This is a genomic window from Mycobacterium scrofulaceum (assembly GCF_001667885.1).
GTDB classification, from domain to species: domain Bacteria; phylum Actinomycetota; class Actinomycetes; order Mycobacteriales; family Mycobacteriaceae; genus Mycobacterium; species Mycobacterium scrofulaceum_C.
Window position 1 is genome coordinate 132,052 of record NZ_LZJW01000057.1, and the last position, 16,472, is coordinate 148,523.

Annotated in this window: 13 protein-coding genes; 5 read left to right on the top strand and 8 right to left on the bottom strand. The window is 69.3% G+C overall.

Going from position 1 to position 16,472, the window contains the following annotated elements; all coding sequences use genetic code 11:
* Nucleotides 1–4 precede the first annotated feature (4 nt).
* On the bottom strand, nucleotides 5–388 hold the full coding sequence (locus A5681_RS07670) for a MerR family transcriptional regulator (protein WP_067271577.1): 384 nt from the start codon (nucleotides 386–388) through the stop codon (nucleotides 5–7).
* A 146-nt stretch (nucleotides 389–534) separates the two neighbouring features.
* Between A5681_RS07670 and A5681_RS07675 the strand changes: the two genes are divergently transcribed.
* The gene (locus A5681_RS07675) at nucleotides 535–984 is read left to right on the top strand and encodes an Hsp20/alpha crystallin family protein (RefSeq protein ID WP_067271674.1); all 450 of its coding nucleotides are present in this window, start codon (nucleotides 535–537) and stop codon (nucleotides 982–984) included.
* Between the two features lie 86 nt (nucleotides 985–1,070).
* Nucleotides 1,071–1,751, top strand: coding sequence for a PAS and ANTAR domain-containing protein (locus tag A5681_RS07680; protein ID WP_067271677.1), 681 nt, complete (start codon nucleotides 1,071–1,073; stop codon nucleotides 1,749–1,751).
* Here A5681_RS07680 and A5681_RS07685 read toward each other — a convergent pair.
* The gene (locus A5681_RS07685; protein ID WP_067271580.1) at nucleotides 1,746–3,122 is read right to left on the bottom strand and encodes a WS/DGAT/MGAT family O-acyltransferase; all 1,377 of its coding nucleotides are present in this window, start codon (nucleotides 3,120–3,122) and stop codon (nucleotides 1,746–1,748) included. The genes A5681_RS07680 and A5681_RS07685 overlap by 6 nt on opposite strands.
* A gap of 284 nt (nucleotides 3,123–3,406) precedes the next feature.
* Here A5681_RS07685 and ppsA point away from each other — a divergent pair, with 284 nt between their 5' ends.
* Nucleotides 3,407–5,812: a phosphoenolpyruvate synthase gene (gene ppsA, locus A5681_RS07690; RefSeq protein WP_067271582.1), complete on the top strand. Its 2,406-nt coding sequence runs from the start codon at nucleotides 3,407–3,409 to the stop codon at nucleotides 5,810–5,812.
* A gap of 88 nt (nucleotides 5,813–5,900) precedes the next feature.
* On the opposite strand, the gene A5681_RS07695 is transcribed toward ppsA, so the two are convergent.
* The 5 genes from A5681_RS07695 to A5681_RS07715 all read right to left on the bottom strand — a co-directional run bounded on the left by A5681_RS07695 (nucleotide 5,901) and on the right by A5681_RS07715 (nucleotide 11,363).
* Nucleotides 5,901–6,788: a 3-oxoacyl-ACP synthase gene (locus A5681_RS07695; RefSeq protein ID WP_067271585.1), complete on the bottom strand. Its 888-nt coding sequence runs from the start codon at nucleotides 6,786–6,788 to the stop codon at nucleotides 5,901–5,903.
* A complete protein-coding gene (locus A5681_RS07700; protein ID WP_067271680.1) occupies nucleotides 6,772–7,872 on the bottom strand; it encodes a 3-oxoacyl-ACP synthase III family protein in 1,101 nt (366 codons plus the stop codon). The genes A5681_RS07695 and A5681_RS07700 overlap by 17 nt, the downstream gene beginning before the upstream one ends.
* A 37-nt stretch (nucleotides 7,873–7,909) precedes the next feature.
* Entirely contained in the window at nucleotides 7,910–8,896 is a 987-nt protein-coding gene (locus A5681_RS07705) for an Acg family FMN-binding oxidoreductase (protein ID WP_067271682.1), read from the bottom strand.
* A gap of 104 nt (nucleotides 8,897–9,000) precedes the next feature.
* The gene (locus tag A5681_RS07710; RefSeq protein WP_156737888.1) at nucleotides 9,001–10,461 is read right to left on the bottom strand and encodes an AAA family ATPase; all 1,461 of its coding nucleotides are present in this window, start codon (nucleotides 10,459–10,461) and stop codon (nucleotides 9,001–9,003) included.
* A 14-nt stretch (nucleotides 10,462–10,475) separates the two neighbouring features.
* The gene (locus tag A5681_RS07715) at nucleotides 10,476–11,363 is read right to left on the bottom strand and encodes a universal stress protein (RefSeq protein WP_067271689.1); all 888 of its coding nucleotides are present in this window, start codon (nucleotides 11,361–11,363) and stop codon (nucleotides 10,476–10,478) included.
* Between the two features lie 143 nt (nucleotides 11,364–11,506).
* On the opposite strand from A5681_RS07715, the gene otsB reads away from it, so the two are divergent.
* Nucleotides 11,507–15,187: a trehalose-phosphatase gene (gene otsB, locus A5681_RS07720; protein WP_231996237.1), complete on the top strand. Its 3,681-nt coding sequence runs from the start codon at nucleotides 11,507–11,509 to the stop codon at nucleotides 15,185–15,187.
* Between the two features lie 119 nt (nucleotides 15,188–15,306).
* Nucleotides 15,307–16,092, top strand: a complete 786-nt coding sequence (locus A5681_RS07725; RefSeq protein WP_067271587.1) for a universal stress protein — start codon at nucleotides 15,307–15,309, stop codon at nucleotides 16,090–16,092.
* 7 nt (nucleotides 16,093–16,099) lie between these two features.
* On the opposite strand, the gene A5681_RS07730 is transcribed toward A5681_RS07725, so the two are convergent.
* Nucleotides 16,100–16,468 carry an STAS/SEC14 domain-containing protein gene (locus A5681_RS07730; protein ID WP_067271590.1) on the bottom strand — a complete coding sequence of 123 codons (369 nt, stop codon included), beginning with the start codon at nucleotides 16,466–16,468 and terminating at the stop codon, nucleotides 16,100–16,102.
* Nucleotides 16,469–16,472: the final 4 nt, after the last annotated feature.

A 16,472-nucleotide genomic window follows, 5' to 3' on the forward strand; every position in this document is an offset into this window, starting at 1 on the left:
CGCCCTAAGCGTCCTCGTCGCAGAGTTCGGCGGTCTGACGCGGAGAATCCCCGATTTTCGCGGCCTTCCGCAACGTCCGGTTGGTGGACCGCAGGTCGGTGTTGGCGGCGGAGAGCGTCGCGTTGTGGTCCTCGAGCTCGAGGATGCGGGCGATGCCGGCCAGGTTGACCCCGGAGTCGACCAGCTCGCTGATGCGTTTGAGCCGGGCCAGGTCGTCGGCGCTGTAGCGCCGGGTCCCGCCATCGCTTCGCGCCGGGGTGATCAGCCCATATCGTTCGTACAGGCGCAACGACTGCACCGCGATCCCGGACAGTTCGGCGGCCACCGAGATGCCGTACACGCCGTGATTGGGCGCCGGGGCGCCGAAATCGCCGCGTTGGTCGGTCATCACGCGTCTCCTCGAAGAAGCTGTGGGCTCAGAAAATCTATCTACCATACTTGCGTGATTGTGTCGATAGTGATATATGAAATCTATGTCATTGGACATAGGTAATTGCCAGACCACAGCCTAGATTGGAGTGAGAGGTGACCACCATGCTGATGCGTACCGATCCGTTCCGTGACCTCGACCGCTTCGCGCACCAGGTATTCGGCACCGCCGCCCGGCCGGCGGTGATGCCGATGGACGCGTGGCGCCAAGGCGAGGAATTCGTCGTCGAGTTCGACCTGCCCGGCATCAACGCCGACTCGCTCGACATCGACATCGAGCGCAACGTCGTGACCGTGCGGGCCGAGCGGCCGGCCCTGGACCCCAACCGGGAGATGCTGGCCACCGAGCGCCCCCGCGGGGTGTTCAGTCGGCAGCTGGTCCTCGGTGACAACCTCGACACCGACAAGATCGAGGCGTCATACCGCGAAGGTGTTCTGCGCCTTCGTATTCCGGTGGCCGAGCGGGCCAAGCCGCGCAAGATCACCGTCGGCCGGGGCGACGCCCAGACGGCCATCAACGAGAACGCCTCGCAGCGCGAGGTCATCAACGCCTGATCGCCCGGTGGGGGCGGCGGTCGGAGTTGGTGTCGTGCACACGGGCCGCCGCCCACCGCGGGCACAACGGCATGGGCGGGTGCGAGATGAAGTGGGAACTCGACGGCCAGACGGCCAGCGTCGAAGAGGCGCTGGTCGGCGGGGCCGCGCAACCAGCCGGCTGGTTTCGCTTCCACTTCACCGACCAGCACTGGGAGTGGTCGGAGCAGGTGCAGCGGATGCACGGGTATGAGCCCGGGACCGTCACGCCCACCACCGACCTGGTGCTCTCGCACAAACATCCGGACGACCGCGGCCAGGTCGCGGCCACCATCGAGCAGATCGTGCACGCCCGACAGGCGTTCAGCACGCGCCATCGCATCGTCGACACCGCCGGCAACGTGCACCACGTCGTCGTGGTGGGCGACCGGATCTTCGACGATGACGGCGACGTGGTGGGAACGCACGGGTTTTACATCGACGTCACGCCGGCCCCGGGCCAGTCGAAGGAGGAGCTGGTCAGCGAGAAGCTCGCCGCGATCAGCGAGAACCGGGCCGGCATCGAACAGGCCAAGGGCATGCTGATGCTGGTCTACGGCATCAGCGACGACGCGGCTTTCGAATTGCTGAAATGGCTGTCCCAGGAAGCCAATATCAAGCTGCGCCCGCTCGCCGAGCAGATCGCCGACGACTTTCGCCGCGCCGGCGCGCGCCTGGGCGCCCGGGCGGAGTTCGACCACTTGCTGCTCACCGCGCAGCAGCGCGTCGCCCGACCCGACGGGTCATGACGACTTGCGGCGTTTCTTGCGGGCGGCCGCGACCAGTTGCGCCATGCCCTCCTCGATGCCGCCGGCGAGCGCGTCGATGTCGGGTGCGGTGTCGTAATCGGCGGTGATGCCGAAGACGAAGGTGTCGGCGTAGCTGAGCATCGCGACGCCGGTGCGCACCTGAAGGGCGATCGGCGGGATCGGCAACAACTCCAGCACCCGACGGCCCATCAGCCGCTGTCGGCTCCGTGGCCCGGGCACGTTGGTCGCCAGCGCCACCACCGCTCGTTGGGGTATCCGTGAGAGCAGCCGAATGGCCCACGCGGACAGCGCAAATGGGGTGCGCCTGGCCGCCACCACCATCGCGCTGCCGCCTTCGCTCTGCCCGCTGGCTTTGGCGTGAGCGAGCCGATCGTGCACCAGCTTCAGCTGCCGCACCGGGTCCGCCTCGTCGACCGGCAGCAACGGCAACATCGCCGAAACCCGGTTGCCTGCGACGTTGAAGTGGTCCACCGCGCGGACCGAAACGGGGACGAGGGTGCGCAGCGAGTCGGGGCCCGGCTGCTCCCCGCGCGCCAGCAAGACGCCGCGATAACTGTGGGTGATCGCCGCCAGCGCAACGTCATTCAGCGTGACCCCGAAGGTCCGGGCCACCTTGTGCATGTCCGCCAACCGGGCGCGGGCCGCGCTGTAACGCCGCATCGTGGTCACCGGCCCGCGTAGCGACGATTCGGGGGCGGGGTGCAGCAGCCCGGCCGCGAGCTCGGCCGCGCCGATCGCCGCGTGTTCGGCCGCCGTCACCGCGCCGAACGCGCTGCGGCCGATGCCGCTCGCCCAGCTCAACGGGTTGAGGCCCACCTTGGCCGGACCCGACCGGGCCGGCTTCCGGCCGGCGCCGACGTCGGCGGCGAAGGTGTCGCCGTCGCCGTCGTCGCTGAACTTCGACAGCAGCTGCGTCGTCGCGATGCCGTCGGCGACGCAGTGGTGAATCTTGGTCAGCACCGCCCAGCGATTTGCGCTGAGCCCCTCGATGATCCAGCACTCCCACAGCGGGCGCTCGCGATCGAGCCGACGCTCCATCAACGACGCGATCAACTCGAACAGCTCCGCGTCGCCACCGGGATGCGGCAGCGCGATGCGATGCAAATGGCGCGCGAGGTCGAAGTGCGGGTCGTCCACCCAGTTCGGCGGTCGCAGGTCGAGCGGATGGGTCCGCAGGACCTGCCTGCAGCGCGGGATCGTCGCGACCCGTCCGGCGAACGACTCGAAGAACTCCTCGTACGTCGGGGCCGGCCCCTCCACGATCGACACCCCGCCCACCGCGAGGCTGACGTGTGGATCGGAATCCTCGACCTCCAGGAAACCGGCGTCCAGAGCGGTCAATTGGTCCACGGTGTTACTTTCCGCGCCACACTGCGCCGCTGGCAGGGCCGTAAGTCCTCAACTACTGAGGCCAAACGGCGGCTGTGGTCGCGCGCGCCCGCGCATATCGTGAGCGGGGTGACAGGAGGGCAATTGAGCAGCGAGGCAGATGCTTTCGCCGCCGCATCCGGCACGGACCTGACCGCACGTTCGAGCACGCCTGGAGGCAGCTGACCGCCGACGTCCGGACCGCGCGAAAGCGAACAGCGCTATCTGCGAAGCGTTTCGATGCAATCCACCGGAGGAAGAACACCATGAGCGATTTCACCTACGTCCGCTTCTTCGAGGAGATCGGCATCTCCGACGTCCCGCTGGTCGGTGGGAAGAACGCCTCGCTGGGCGAGATGTTCCAGAAGCTCACCGGGCAGGGCGTGCGGGTACCGCACGGCTTCGCGATCACCGCCGAGGCCTACCGGCACGTGCTGGACCGCGCCGGCGCCTGGGACGCGTTGCACGCCGCGCTCGACGACCTCGACCCCGACGACGTCACCGCGCTGGCGCGCAAGGGCAAGCGGGCGCGTGAAATCGTCTACGGCGCAGGGCTTCCCCCGGAGCTCGCCGCCGAGATCACGGCCGCCTACCGGCAGCTGCAGGAGGAGTACGGCGAAGACGTCAGCCTGGCCGTGCGCAGCTCGGCGACCGCCGAAGACCTGCCGACCGCCAGCTTCGCCGGCCAGCAGGAGACCTTCCTCAACATCAAGGGCACCGAGAGCCTGCTGGACGCCTGCCGGCGGTGCTTCGCGAGCCTGTTCACCGACCGGGCCATCCACTACCGGATCGACCAGGACTTCGACCACTTCAAGGTGTCGCTGTCGATCGGCGTGATGAAGATGGTGCGCTCCGACCTCGCCTCGTCGGGAGTGATGTTCACCCTGGACACCGAATCCGGCTTCCACGACGTCGTATTCATCACGGGCGCCTACGGGCTCGGCGAGAACGTGGTCCAGGGCGCCGTCGACCCCGACGAGTTCTACGTCCACAAGCCGACGTATCAGGCCGGCCACCGGGCGGTGCTGCGCCGGCTGATCGGGGACAAGGCGGTCAAGATGATCTTCGTCGAGGGTGAGACGAAGAACACCACCCGCAACATCCCCACGCCCAGGGCCGACCGGGCCCGGTTCTGCGTCACCGACGACGACGTCCTCGAGCTGGCCGGCTACGCCTGCGCCATCGAGGCCCACTACCGGCGGCCGATGGACATCGAATGGGCCAAGGACGGTCTCGACGGGCGGCTCTACATCGTCCAGGCGCGCCCCGAGACCGCGGCCTCGCAGCGCAGCAAGACGGTGATCGAAAGCTACGTGCTCGAGGGCAAGGGCGCCCAGCGCAAGGACGTACTCGCCGAGGGCCGCTCGGTCGGCGAGAAGGTCGCCACGGGCATCGCCCGGCGGATGGACAACCTCGGCAAGTTGTCGGAGTTCCAGCCCGGCGACGTGCTGGTCGCCGACATCACCACGCCCGACTGGGAACCCATCATGAAGATCGCGGCGGCCATCGTCACCAATCGCGGCGGCCGCACCTGCCACGCGGCGATCATCGCCCGCGAGCTCGGCATCCCCGCCGTCGTCGGCGCGGGTGACGCCACCACGAGCGTGCCCGACGGCGAGCTCGTCACGGTGTCGTGCGTGGAGGGCGACACGGGGCGGGTCTACCGCGGCGAGTTGGGCTTTCGCGTCGACCACACCGAGGTGTCCGACCAGGAGCGCCCGCACACCGAGGTCATGGTCAACCTCGGCAACCCGGATCTGGCGTTCAAGACGTCGTTTCTGCCGAACGACGGCGTGGGGCTGGCCCGGATGGAGTTCATCATCAGCGAGTACATCCGGGTGCACCCGCTCGCCCTGCTGCACCCCGACCGGGTGGACGACCCCGAGGCCCGGCGGACCATCGACACGCTGACGTACGCCTACTCCGACGGCGCCGAGTTCTTCGTGGAGCGCCTGTCGGAAGGGATCGGCACCATCGCCGCCGCCTTCTGGCCCAAGCCCGTCGTCGTGCGGATGTCGGACTTCAAGACCAACGAGTACGCCAGCCTGGTCGGTGGCAGCAGCTTCGAGGCGGCCGAGAGCAACCCGATGATCGGCTTCCGCGGCGCCTCGCGCTACGCGCACCCGGCCTATGCCGAAGGATTCGCGCTGGAGTGCCGGGCGATGAAGCGGGTGCGCGAACAGATGGGGCTGACCAACGTCGTGCTGATGGTGCCGTTCGTGCGCCGGGTGGCCGAGGCGGACCTGGTGCTGGCGGAGATGGCCAAACACGGCCTGCGCCGCGGGGAGAACGGGCTCAAGGTGTACGCGATGTGCGAGATTCCCAACAACGTCATCCTCATCGACGAGTTCGCCAAGCGTTTCGACGGGTTCTCCATCGGGTCCAACGACCTCACTCAGCTGACCCTGGGCGTCGACCGGGACAGCGAGATCGTGGCCTTCGACTACGACGAACGCGACGAGGGGGTCAAGGAGATGATCCGGCTGGCGGTTGAGGGCTGCCGCCGCAACGGGATTCACTCCGGGTTGTGCGGTCAGGCGCCGTCGGACTATCCCGACATGGCCGAGTTCCTGGTTCGCTGCGGCATCGACTCGATCAGCCTGAACCCCGACGTGGTGGTCAAGACCACCCGGCAGATCCTGGATCTCGAGCGAGCGGTGCAACTGCAGTGAGCCACCCGCGCCGAGATTGCCGTAACGGCTGTGGGTGAGGGCGCATCCACGACCCTGAGCGCAATCTCGCCGAAGGTCGCGGAGACGCTCAGGGCCGCGGTGGCTGACGATAGAGGGCGGCGCCGGCGACGACGTCGGCCCCGGCCGCGACGAACAGCACCCGCGCGCCCGCCGGCAACCGCTCGGCCCGCTGCCCGAACGCGGCGGCCAGGGCGGCGGTGTGCATGTGTTCGTCTTCGGCGACGCTGATCGCCTCGACCGGCACGCCCAGCCGGGCGGCCAGCGAGGCACGGTATCCGGGCCGGGCGGGGGCCGCGACGATCGCGTCCACGTCGGACAGCCGCACCGACTGCTCGGCAAGGCACGCCGACACCGCACGCCCGGCCGCCGCGGCGAAGCGCTCATCCATCGTCGCCGACTCGGAGAAGCGCAGGACATTGCGGACGTCGGCGAAACCGACCGTGGCAGTGAACGTTTCGTCGCCCACCTCACTCGGGTCGCGCACCCAGGAGACCCGGCTGAGGCCGTAGTCGCCGTCGGACCAGCCGCACAGCATCGCCGCGCCGGCGGCCGAGAATCCGAAGTGCTCGCTCATCCCGTGCCCGGGGTCGGCGTCGCTGGCGACCACCAGCGCGCGCCGGATGGCGCGGCTGCGCATGAACCCGTCGACGATCTGGAGCGCCGTCAGCAGCCCGCACGTGCCGTTGGCGATGTCGAAGGAGAAGGTGCCGTGGGCGCCCGCGTGCGGGTCCTCCGGGTTGGCGCCGATGTCGTCCTGGATCAGCGCGGCGAGCGCCGGCTCACCGAGGTTGCGGTCGCGGTAAATGCCGGCGTTGACGACGAGGTCGAGGTCCGCGGCATCGCATCCGGCCCGCTTGAGGCAATCCTTGGCGGCGACGACGGCCAGGTGCAACGCGCTGTGGCGCCCCCGCAGTCGCGGATGCGAGACGTCGATCCGATCAATCACCGTGCCCATAGCGGCTCACCACATCCTCGTCCAGGGTCAACAAGACCACACCGATTTCCAGCCCGGAAGCCAAGGCCAGCAACGCGATTCGCTCTCCGGGCTTGATCCGTCCGGCCTCGAGCTCCTCCACGAGCGCCACCGTGTGGGTGGTGGAGGCGGTGTTGCCGTAGCGGTCGACGGTGATGACCGCGTCGTGGCGCGGGCTGTCGCCGAACACCTCCGACATCCGGGCCATTCCCTTGCGGATGGCGCGTGCGGACGTCTGGTGGGTGATGACGTGGTCGATGTCGTGAATGGAAAGGCCCACGGTGTCAAGCACTTCGCTCAACAGCAGCGGAGTGTTCGCGATCGCGGCCTTCTGGATGGCGCGCGAATTGGTGAACATCCGAGCGCCCGGGTCGTCCCCCTGCGGATACGCCAGGCAGAGCCGACTGTAGTCGGCGACGGTGGTGAAGCCCGCCAGGGCGATGCCGGCCGAACCGGCCGGCGCCCGCTCCAGCAGCAGCGCCGCGCCGGCGTCGCCCAGCGTCAGGCAGGCCAGCTCCTTGCTCATGATGTTGCGGATGTGCCGAGCGGCATTGTTGGAAAGCTGCGAGATGTACTCGCCGCTGACGACGAGTCCCCGCTCGACGACGCCCTGGCGAATCCAGTTGTTCAAGATCGTTGTGCCCGTCAGCATTCCGGCGCACGCGTTGGAGACGTCGAACGTCATCGCGTTCACCGCCCCGATCCCGCGCGCCACGGCGCTGCTCATGGTCGGTTCGAGCCACTGGGTCAGCCCGTCGCGGAACTTGGTGATGCTGCAGCTGATCACCACGTCCAGCTCCCCCGGATCCTGCTGCGCGGTGGCCAGGCAGTTCAGCGCCGCCGAAGTGGCCAAGGTGTAGGAATCCTCGTCGCCCACCGACACGCGGCGTTCGCGGATTCCGGTCAGCCGTTCCAGGTCGATGTGGGTGCGATGGCGGGTGGACGCCATGAGCTGGTCGGTTGTCAGGTGGGTCCCCGGCAGATGCCGGCCCGCGGCCGCGACACGCGCGACAAAGGGTGCCTCCCCTTCCCCGTCCGTTTCCATCACCAGCCAGTGCCTGGTCATCGATGGCACCTCCTTGGCATCGTTCTTCGCACGTCGGTCACCCACGCATCTCGAGGACTTCGGTCACCGGACGCCGGGCGGTGGGTTTCGCGTGTGGGTCCTTGCCCGGTGACCGGCCGACCCGGATCAGTAGCTGCGGCTCGCCGGAGCCGCCGGTGATCTGCCGGATGATGTCGCGGCTCAACGACAGCTCCGTCATGTGGGTCAGCGTGCAGGTGGCCATGCCCGCCAATGTGCATTCGAGCAGCACCGCCGACAGCGCCTCACCGCAGCGCAGCACTTCGGCCGGCGCATCGTGCTGGGTGGACAGCACCACGATCTTGGAGTGGTCCGCCTCGATCGAGGCGCGGCGGCGGCCCCCACCCGCCGGCGGGAACGCGCGGGCGATGTCGACGCGCGCGGCCTCGGAACTGGACAGCAGGGCGCTCTCGGGTACGTGGTCGGCGTTAGCCTCGAAGGGCGAGGTCCACCAACGCAATTCGGTCAGGTAGGACGTGTCGCTTCGCCGCAATTGCTCGGTGAGCCGGGACGCTTCGGCCAGCCTCGGCCGCTCCTCGTCGTCGACCACGTCGAGCGACACGTCGTACGGGGTCACCGCGCGGCTCAGGGCCGAATGCAGGGTGGGCCACGCGGAAGGCGCGCCCAGAGGCAGCCGGTCGGTGCTGCGGCGAAGGATCGCATCGGCCCGCAGCCGGCACTGCGGCGTCACGTTCTCCACCGGCAAAAAGCCCACAGTCGCGAGGTGATCCGGTCTGCCCTCGGTGGGAAAGCGTTCGGTGACGCTTTCCCAGCCCGCGGCGGCCATGGCAACCCTCAGGTGGTCGAGGACGGCGCCGCAGCTCAGGATCAGCTCCCGACCGGTGTGGTCGGTGGCGTGCATCGCGTGGCGCGGGTCGGCCCACAGTTGCAGCCTGGTGCCGTCGGCCACCCACCGCCACGGCTGGCTGTTGTGCAGCGAAGGCGCGCGGCACGCGAGCGTCACCGCGTCCCGGATGACCTGCTCGGTCGGCACTTTCGCGTCCATCTGCACCATCTCGTCGATTTCGGTGAGCCAAACTGTATGCCCGAAGCGCCGGGTGCGGGCAGGGCCGTTGGTCCCCGACGGCCGGGACGTTGGAACCTCCGCTGTTACGTCGCGCGCGCCCAGAGGTCGTGCGCCTCGCGAGCGACGAGGTCGGGGCGCCGCGAGGTGTCGATCCGGTGCGCGCCGTCCCAGTCGGCGTGCCCGGCGGCCAGGGCGGCGGCGATCTCCGGCGTCACCTCCGAATTGCCCGCGGGCCTGGTCTTGATCCGGTCGGCCGCCACGTCGGCGGTCGCCGAGCACACGAATTCGATGAGAGCCGAATGCGTCTCGGCGGCCACCCGGTGAGCCCGATCGCGCGTCCGCGGGTCGCGCCAGGTCCCGTCGAGGATCACCGAGCGCCCCTCGCTCAGCAACTGCCGCGCGCGGCCCAGGGCGGTGTCGTAGACCACCGCGACCTGGTCGGGGCTGTAGAGCCCGGCGTTCAGCACGCCGGGCCGACCGGCGATCGCGCCCGAGTCGCGAAGCTCCCGGCGTACGTCGTCGGTGGAAATCACCTGCGCGCCAGACCATTCCGCCAGCCCGCGCGCGACGGTGGACTTCCCGGTGCCCGGGTTGCCGCCGACGAGCGCAAGCCGAATGGTGCCGCCCCGCAGGTGCCGGACGGCGATGGCCACATGGCGGGCGGCGTCTTCGGACGCACCCGGGCTGCCCTGCGAAACCCTGACGCAGTCCACCTTGGCCCGCACCGCGGCCCGGTAGGCGATGTAGAAGTCGGACAGCGCCGGCGGCGCCGCCCGGCCCGCGCGCTCGGCGTAGCGCTGCAGGAAGTAGTCGCCGAAGTCCTTGCGGCCCAGAAACTCCAGGTCCATCGCGAGGAAGGCGGCGTCGTCGATGCAGTCGACGTGGCGCAGCCGGTCGTCGAATTCCAGGCAGTCCAGCAGCGCCGGGGTGCCGCCGACCCAGAAGATGTCGTCGGCGAGCAGGTCGCCGTGCCCGTCGACGATGCGCCCCTCGCGGATGCGCCGCGCGAACAGGGACGCGCGCCCGGCGACGAACTGGGCCATCAGGCGCTGCAGCTCGGCGACGTCGTCGGGCGAGATCTCCGGAATCGATTCGGCCGCATACCGTTCCAATTCGGACAGGTTCTCTCGCCAGCGTCCCTCGATCGCGGCGGCGCGACCCTGCGCGTCGATCCGTTCGCCTCGCTCGGCGCGTTCGTGGAAGCCGGCCAGCACGGCCGCGACCGCGTCCAGCACGCGGTGCACGGACTCTTCGGTGTCGTGGGCCACCAGGTGCGCGAGGCGGTCTTCGTCGCGGTAGCGCCGCATGACCACGACCGGCTCGGCCGGCCCGCCGAGCGGGTCGGTGAGGTGGGCGACGCCGAGGTAGCTCTCGGGCGAGAGCCGGCTGTTGAGCTCGACCTCGCGGCGGCAGGCACGCTCGCGCTGCTGCGGCGTGCGGAAGTCGAGAAAGTCGGTCAGCACCGGCTTCTTGGCTTTGTAGGCGCGCTCACCGGCGAGAATGACGACGCCCGTGTGGGTTTCGTGCAGGTCGAGATACGGCACGTCGGCGGCGCGGCCTAGGACGGCCGCGCGACGATCACCGGCATGCGGACCGAGTGGACGACGGCGTTGCTGACCGAACCCAACAGCACGCCCGACAGGCCGCCCCGGCCGTGGCTGCCCACGACGACGAGTTGGGCGGACTCCGACTGTTCGATGAGCTGCCGGGCCGGCCGGTCCGACACGACGACCCGGTGCACGGTGACGTCGGGATACCGTTCCTGCCAGCCGGCCAGTTGTTCGGCCAGGCTCCGCTCGGCTTCCCCCTTCACCGCCGACCAGTCCACCCCGGGCAATTCGAAGACGTCGACGTCGCTCCACGCGTGCAGCGCCGTCAGCGCGACGCCGCGGCGCGACGCCTCGTCGAACGCGACGGCCACCGCCACCTCGGAGGCGGGTGAGCCGTCGACGCCCACCAGCACCGGGGCCTGCTGGGGATGTTCCATCAGCGGATCCTCGTCGCGGATGACCGCGACCGGGCAGCGTGCGCCGCGGACCACACTGCTGCTCACCGACCCCAGCAGCAGCCTGCCCACCGCCCCGCGTCCGTTGCTGCCGACGACGACCAGCTCGGCCTCTTTGGACATCTCGACCAGCGTGGGCACCGGGGGCGCACACCGCAGCTCGCTTCGGACGTCGACCTTGCGGCCCGTGGTGACGGCCTCCTCGGCGATCTTGACCGCCTGCTCGAGGACCTCTCGCCCCTGCTCTTCCTGCCAGACGGCCACGCCGGTCGACAGCGGAAGGGCCGGATACATCGGCACCATCGCGTTCACCATGTGGACGACGGTCAGCGGAACGTGTCGCAGCGCCGCGTCGCGGGCCGCCCAACAGACGGCGGCGTTCGACGCCGGCGATCCGTCGATTCCGACGACGATGCCATGGCGGTTTGCGAGTGCGGACATGATGTTCTCCCTCTCCTCCCCCAAAACGCTATGGCGCGACCGACCGTCGATCATGAGGCTTTAGTCACCAACCGCATGGCCATGAGGCCCCCCTGCGCCGCCGAGCCTTGACGGGCCCCGGGCCCTGGCACATCGTCAGAGACGTGACTGAATGGCCTGTCACCGTGGACGGGCGTTACCACGACGCGGTGATCCTCGGACTCGACTGTGTAATCGAACAGACCGCACCCGGCGTCGTCGAGGCCCGCGATTCGACCGCCGTGTTGCTGCGGCGGCTGCGCGAGGCCGGCATCGCCGCCGCCGTCTATTCCTCGGGCCGCGACTGCGCGCCCCTGTTGCGCGCCGCGGGAATTGACGAATTGGTGGGCGTCGCCGTCTGCCCGGCCGAATCCGCCGCGAAGGGCGATGCGGCGCTGACCGTAACGGTGGCCCGCCTAGGGGTGCGGCCGGTCCGCTGCGTCCTTGTCGACTGCGACGCAACGGGAATCGCGGCCGGCCGGGACCACGGCTTCGGCCTGGTCATCGGCCTCGAACGCAACGGCGGCGGAGACGAATTGCTGTCCCACGGGGCGGACACCGTCGTCGCCGACTTCGCCGGAATCACGGTGCGGCGCGGGGGTGCCCCGTTGTCGGCCATCGCTGACGCGATGGGTGTCTACAGCCAGCTGAAGGAACTGGTGGCCAGCCGGCGGCCGGCGGTGTTTCTCGACTTCGACGGCACGCTGTCCGAGATCGTCGCCCACCCGGCGGCCGCGGCGCCGGTCGAGGGCGCGCCCGAGGCGCTGCGCGCGCTCGCGGTGGAGTGCCCCGTCGCGGTGATCAGCGGCCGCGACCTGGATGATCTCCGCGACCGCGTGCGGGTCGACGGGATCTGGTACGCGGGCAGCCACGGCTTCGAGCTCGTCGGACCCGACGGGACCCACCACGAGAACGCCGACGCCCTCGGCGCCATCGACGCGCTGTCGCGGGCGGCCGACCGCTTGACGGAGCTGCTCACCGACGTCCCGGGGATCCACCTGGAACACAAGAGGTTCGCGGTCGCTGTCCACTACCGCCACGTCGACGCGGAACAGGTCGACGGGGTGATCGCGACGGTGCGCAAGCTCGCGCGGTCGGAATGTCTGCGAATCACGATGGGCCGCAGGGTCATTGAACTTCGCCCCAGCATCGACTGGGACAAGGGCGCGACGCTCAACTGGATCCTCGACCAAATCCAGGGATCGGCCGGCGGCGCGGTGCTGCCGATCTACGTCGGCGACGACATCACCGACGAAGACGCCTTCGATGCGGTCGAATTCGACGGGGTGGGAATCGCGGTGCGGCACAACGAGGACGGGGATCGCCCGTCCGCGGCGTTCGCCAGCCTGGCGAATCCGTCCGCGGTGCGCGACTTCGTCCGGCGGCTGGGCGACGACCTGCACGAGGCGTCGTCCGCGCCGAACGACGCGTGGCAACTGGTCTATGAGGGTTACGATCCGGCCTACGAGCGGCTGCGCGAAACGCTGTGCACCGTCGGCAACGGCTATGTCGCCACCCGCGGCTGCGCGCCCGAGGCGACCGCATCCGAGGCGCATTACCCGGGGACCTACGCGGCGGGCGTCTACAACACGCTGGCCGACCGCGTCGCCGGCCGGACGATCGAGAACGAAAGCCTCGTCAACCTACCCAACTGGCTGCCCCTGACGTTCCGGATCAACGGCGGGCCATGGTTTCACATCGATGACGCCGAATTGCTGTCCTACCGGCAGACATTCGACCTGCGGCACGCGACGCTGACGCGCACGCTGCGATTCACCGACGGTGCGGGCAGGATCACGACAATGACCCAGCAACGGTTCGCGTCCATGCACCAACCGCATCTGCTCGCCATGCAGACCACCATCCTCGCGGAGAACTGGTCTGGCACCGTCGAGTTCCGGTCCCTGCTGGACGGCAGCGTGGGCAACACCATGGTCGAGCGCTACCGGTCGCTGTCCAGCACGCACCTCACCTCACCGGCGATCGACGAATTCGCCGACGAGTCGGTAATTTTGCGGACCGAAACCTCGCAGTCGCGCATCGCCATCGCGGTGGCCGCCCGCACGACCGTGTGGTGCGATGACGTCCGGGCCGCTGCGCAGTACACGACCGTGGCCGAACCCGACCGCGGCGGTCACGACATCCAGGTGACGGTGGCCGCGGGCCAATCCGTCAGCTGCGAGAAAATCGCTGCCGTCTTCACCGGCCGGGACAACGCGATATCCGAGCCGGCGAGCACCGCGCAGCTGCACCTCGATGCCGCCGGCCGCTACGCCGAGCTGCATCGTCAGCACGCCCGGTCCTGGGACCTGCTGTGGGAACAGTGCGCCATCGGCCTGACCGACGGCGCCGACGCGCTGCGGATCCTGCGGTTGCACCTCGTGCACCTGCTGCAGACGCTCTCACCGCACACCGCCGAACTCGACGCCGGGGTGCCGGCCCGGGGCCTGCACGGCGAGGCCTACCGCGGACACGTCTTCTGGGACTCGCTGTTCGTTTCCCCGGTGCTGAGCGTGCGCATGCCCAATGTGGCACGCTCGCTGCTGATTTACCGGTATCGGCGGCTGCCGGAGGCCCGCCGGGCGGCACACCGGGCCGGCTATCTGGGCGCGATGTACCCCTGGCAGTCGGGCAGCGACGGGCGCGAGGTGAGCCAGGAAGTGCACCTCAATCCGGAGTCCGGCCGCTGGAATCCGGATGCCAGCGCCCGGGCACACCACGTCGGTCTGGCCATCGCCTACAACACCTGGCAGCACTACCAGGTGACCGGCGACCGGCAGTTCCTCGTCGACTACGGCGCCGAGATGCTGGTCGAGATCGCGCGGTTCTGGGTGGGGCTGGCCAGCTTCGACGAGTCCCGCGGCCGCTACACGATCAAGGGCATCGTCGGGCCCGATGAGTTCCATTCGGGCTATCCCGGCAAGGAATACGACGGCATCGACAACAACGCGTACACCAACGTCATGGCGGTCTGGGCCATCCTGCGGGCGATGGATGCGTTGGACCTGCTGCCGCTGCGGGACCGCCTGGACCTCGTCGGCAAGATCGGCCTGACGAGCGACGAGCTCGGCCGGTGGGATCACGTGACGCGGCGCATGTACGTCCCCTTCCACGACAACGTCATCAGCCAGTTCGAGGGCTATTCCCAACTGGCGGAACTGGATTGGGACCAATACCGGCAGCGGTACGGCAACATCCAGCGGCTCGACCGCATCCTGGAGGCCGAGAACGACAGCGTGAACAACTACAAGGCGTCCAAACAGGCCGACGTGTTGATGCTGTTCTACCTGCTGTCGTCGGACGAATTGCTGGCCCTGTTCGGCCGGCTCGGTTACCGCTTCGCGCCCGAGCGGATCCCGGAGACGGTGGACTATTACCTCGCGCGCACCTCGGAGGGATCGACGCTTTCCGCCCTGGTCCACTCGTGGGTGCTCACCCGCGCCAACCGGCACCACGCGATGAAGTACTTCGTGCAGGTGCTCGCCTCCGACATCGTCGACATCCAGGGCGGCACCACCGCGGAGGGCATCCACCTGGCGGCGATGGCCGGCAGCATCGATCTGTTGCAACGGTGCTTCACCGGACTGGAAACCCGCGACGACCGGCTGATCCTGAGCCCGCAATGGCCGAACGCGCTGGACCCGATCGAGTTTCCGTTCGTCTATCGCGGCCAGCGGCTGCACCTTCGAGTCAGCGGGCGGGCGGCCGAACTGACCTCCGAGGCCGGCAACAGCGCATCGGTCACGGTGGAATGCCGCGGCCGCGTGCACCAGCTGCTGCCCGGGCGCACGGTCGAGGTCGCCTGAGGCCGGTGACCTATGCCCGCGAACGGGGGCCGAACGACCCTGCTGAACCGCGCCGCGCCCCCATAACGTGACCAGTGCCGGGCCCGCAGGGCCCGCCGGCCAGTCTCCAGGAGGACGCGATGAACAATCCGCAGCAGCGGATCGTGGTGGGTATCGACGGCTCGGACGCCGCGATCAATGCGGCCAAGTGGGCCGCCGCAGAGGCCGTCAGCCGTGACGTCCCGCTTCGGCTGATCCACGCCATCCCCCGGCGGAACGCCGACGACGACAGCCTGGACGTGGAATACGCCCAATCCGCGCTGCGCGCCGCCGACGCGGCGCTTCAGGCCACCGATCAGCCGGTGAAGGTCGAATGCGACATCGTGCGCGGTTCCTCGGAGGACGCGCTGATCGACGAATCGCGCGACGCGGCAATGGTTTGTGTGGGCTCGGTGGGCACGGGCTGGGTGGCCCGCAAGGTGCTGGGCTCGACCGCGGACACGTTGGCGCACAAGGCGCACTGCCCGGTGGCCGTGATCCGCCACGGCGCCGAGCCGGACGGCGGATTCGTCGCCGTCGCGGTGGGCGAGAGCAACGACGCCGTGCTCGAGCACGGCTTCCGCGAGGCGCGCCTGCGTGCGGCGCCGATCCTGGCGATGGGTGTCTGGCGGTGGGGACTCGGCGAGATTCCGTACAGCCAGCTGAACCAGCGACTCGGCCCCTGGGTGGCGCAGCACCGCGACGTGCACGTCCAGCCCGCCGCGGCCAGGCGCGGCGCGGCCGAATTCCTCACGCACACAACCGAACCCGTTCAGCTCGCGGTGGTGGGCGGCGAGGATGCGGGCAAGGTCGCCCGCATCGTGGGGCCGATCACCGCGCACCCGAGCGGAAACGCGGGGTGCTCGGTGCTCGTCGTGCGGGGCTGACGGCGAACTACCCGGCCGCCCACTGGGCCGCGCTGTCGAGCTCGTCCAGCGAGAACATGGCGAACTCGCCGGGGACCATCCACGCCACGGCATGCAGGACGTGGGCGACCCAGTCCTTGTCGGAGACCACCGCGATCCGCTTGAACGCCGCATGGTGCGGCAGCACGGTGCCCAAACCGAGCTTGATGTCCTCGAGGAAACCACCCGGCCCGAATCCCTCGTAGTCGGGGGCGATCACCTCGACGATCCGGACCTCGCCCGTCTGTAGCACCCGCTCGATCTCGGGCTTGAAGTCGCGCAGCTCGTCGCCGCGCAGCCGGCCCGACACCCGGATGCCGATCACGTTCTCCGGCATGTCCGGCAGCAGTTCGATCATGTCC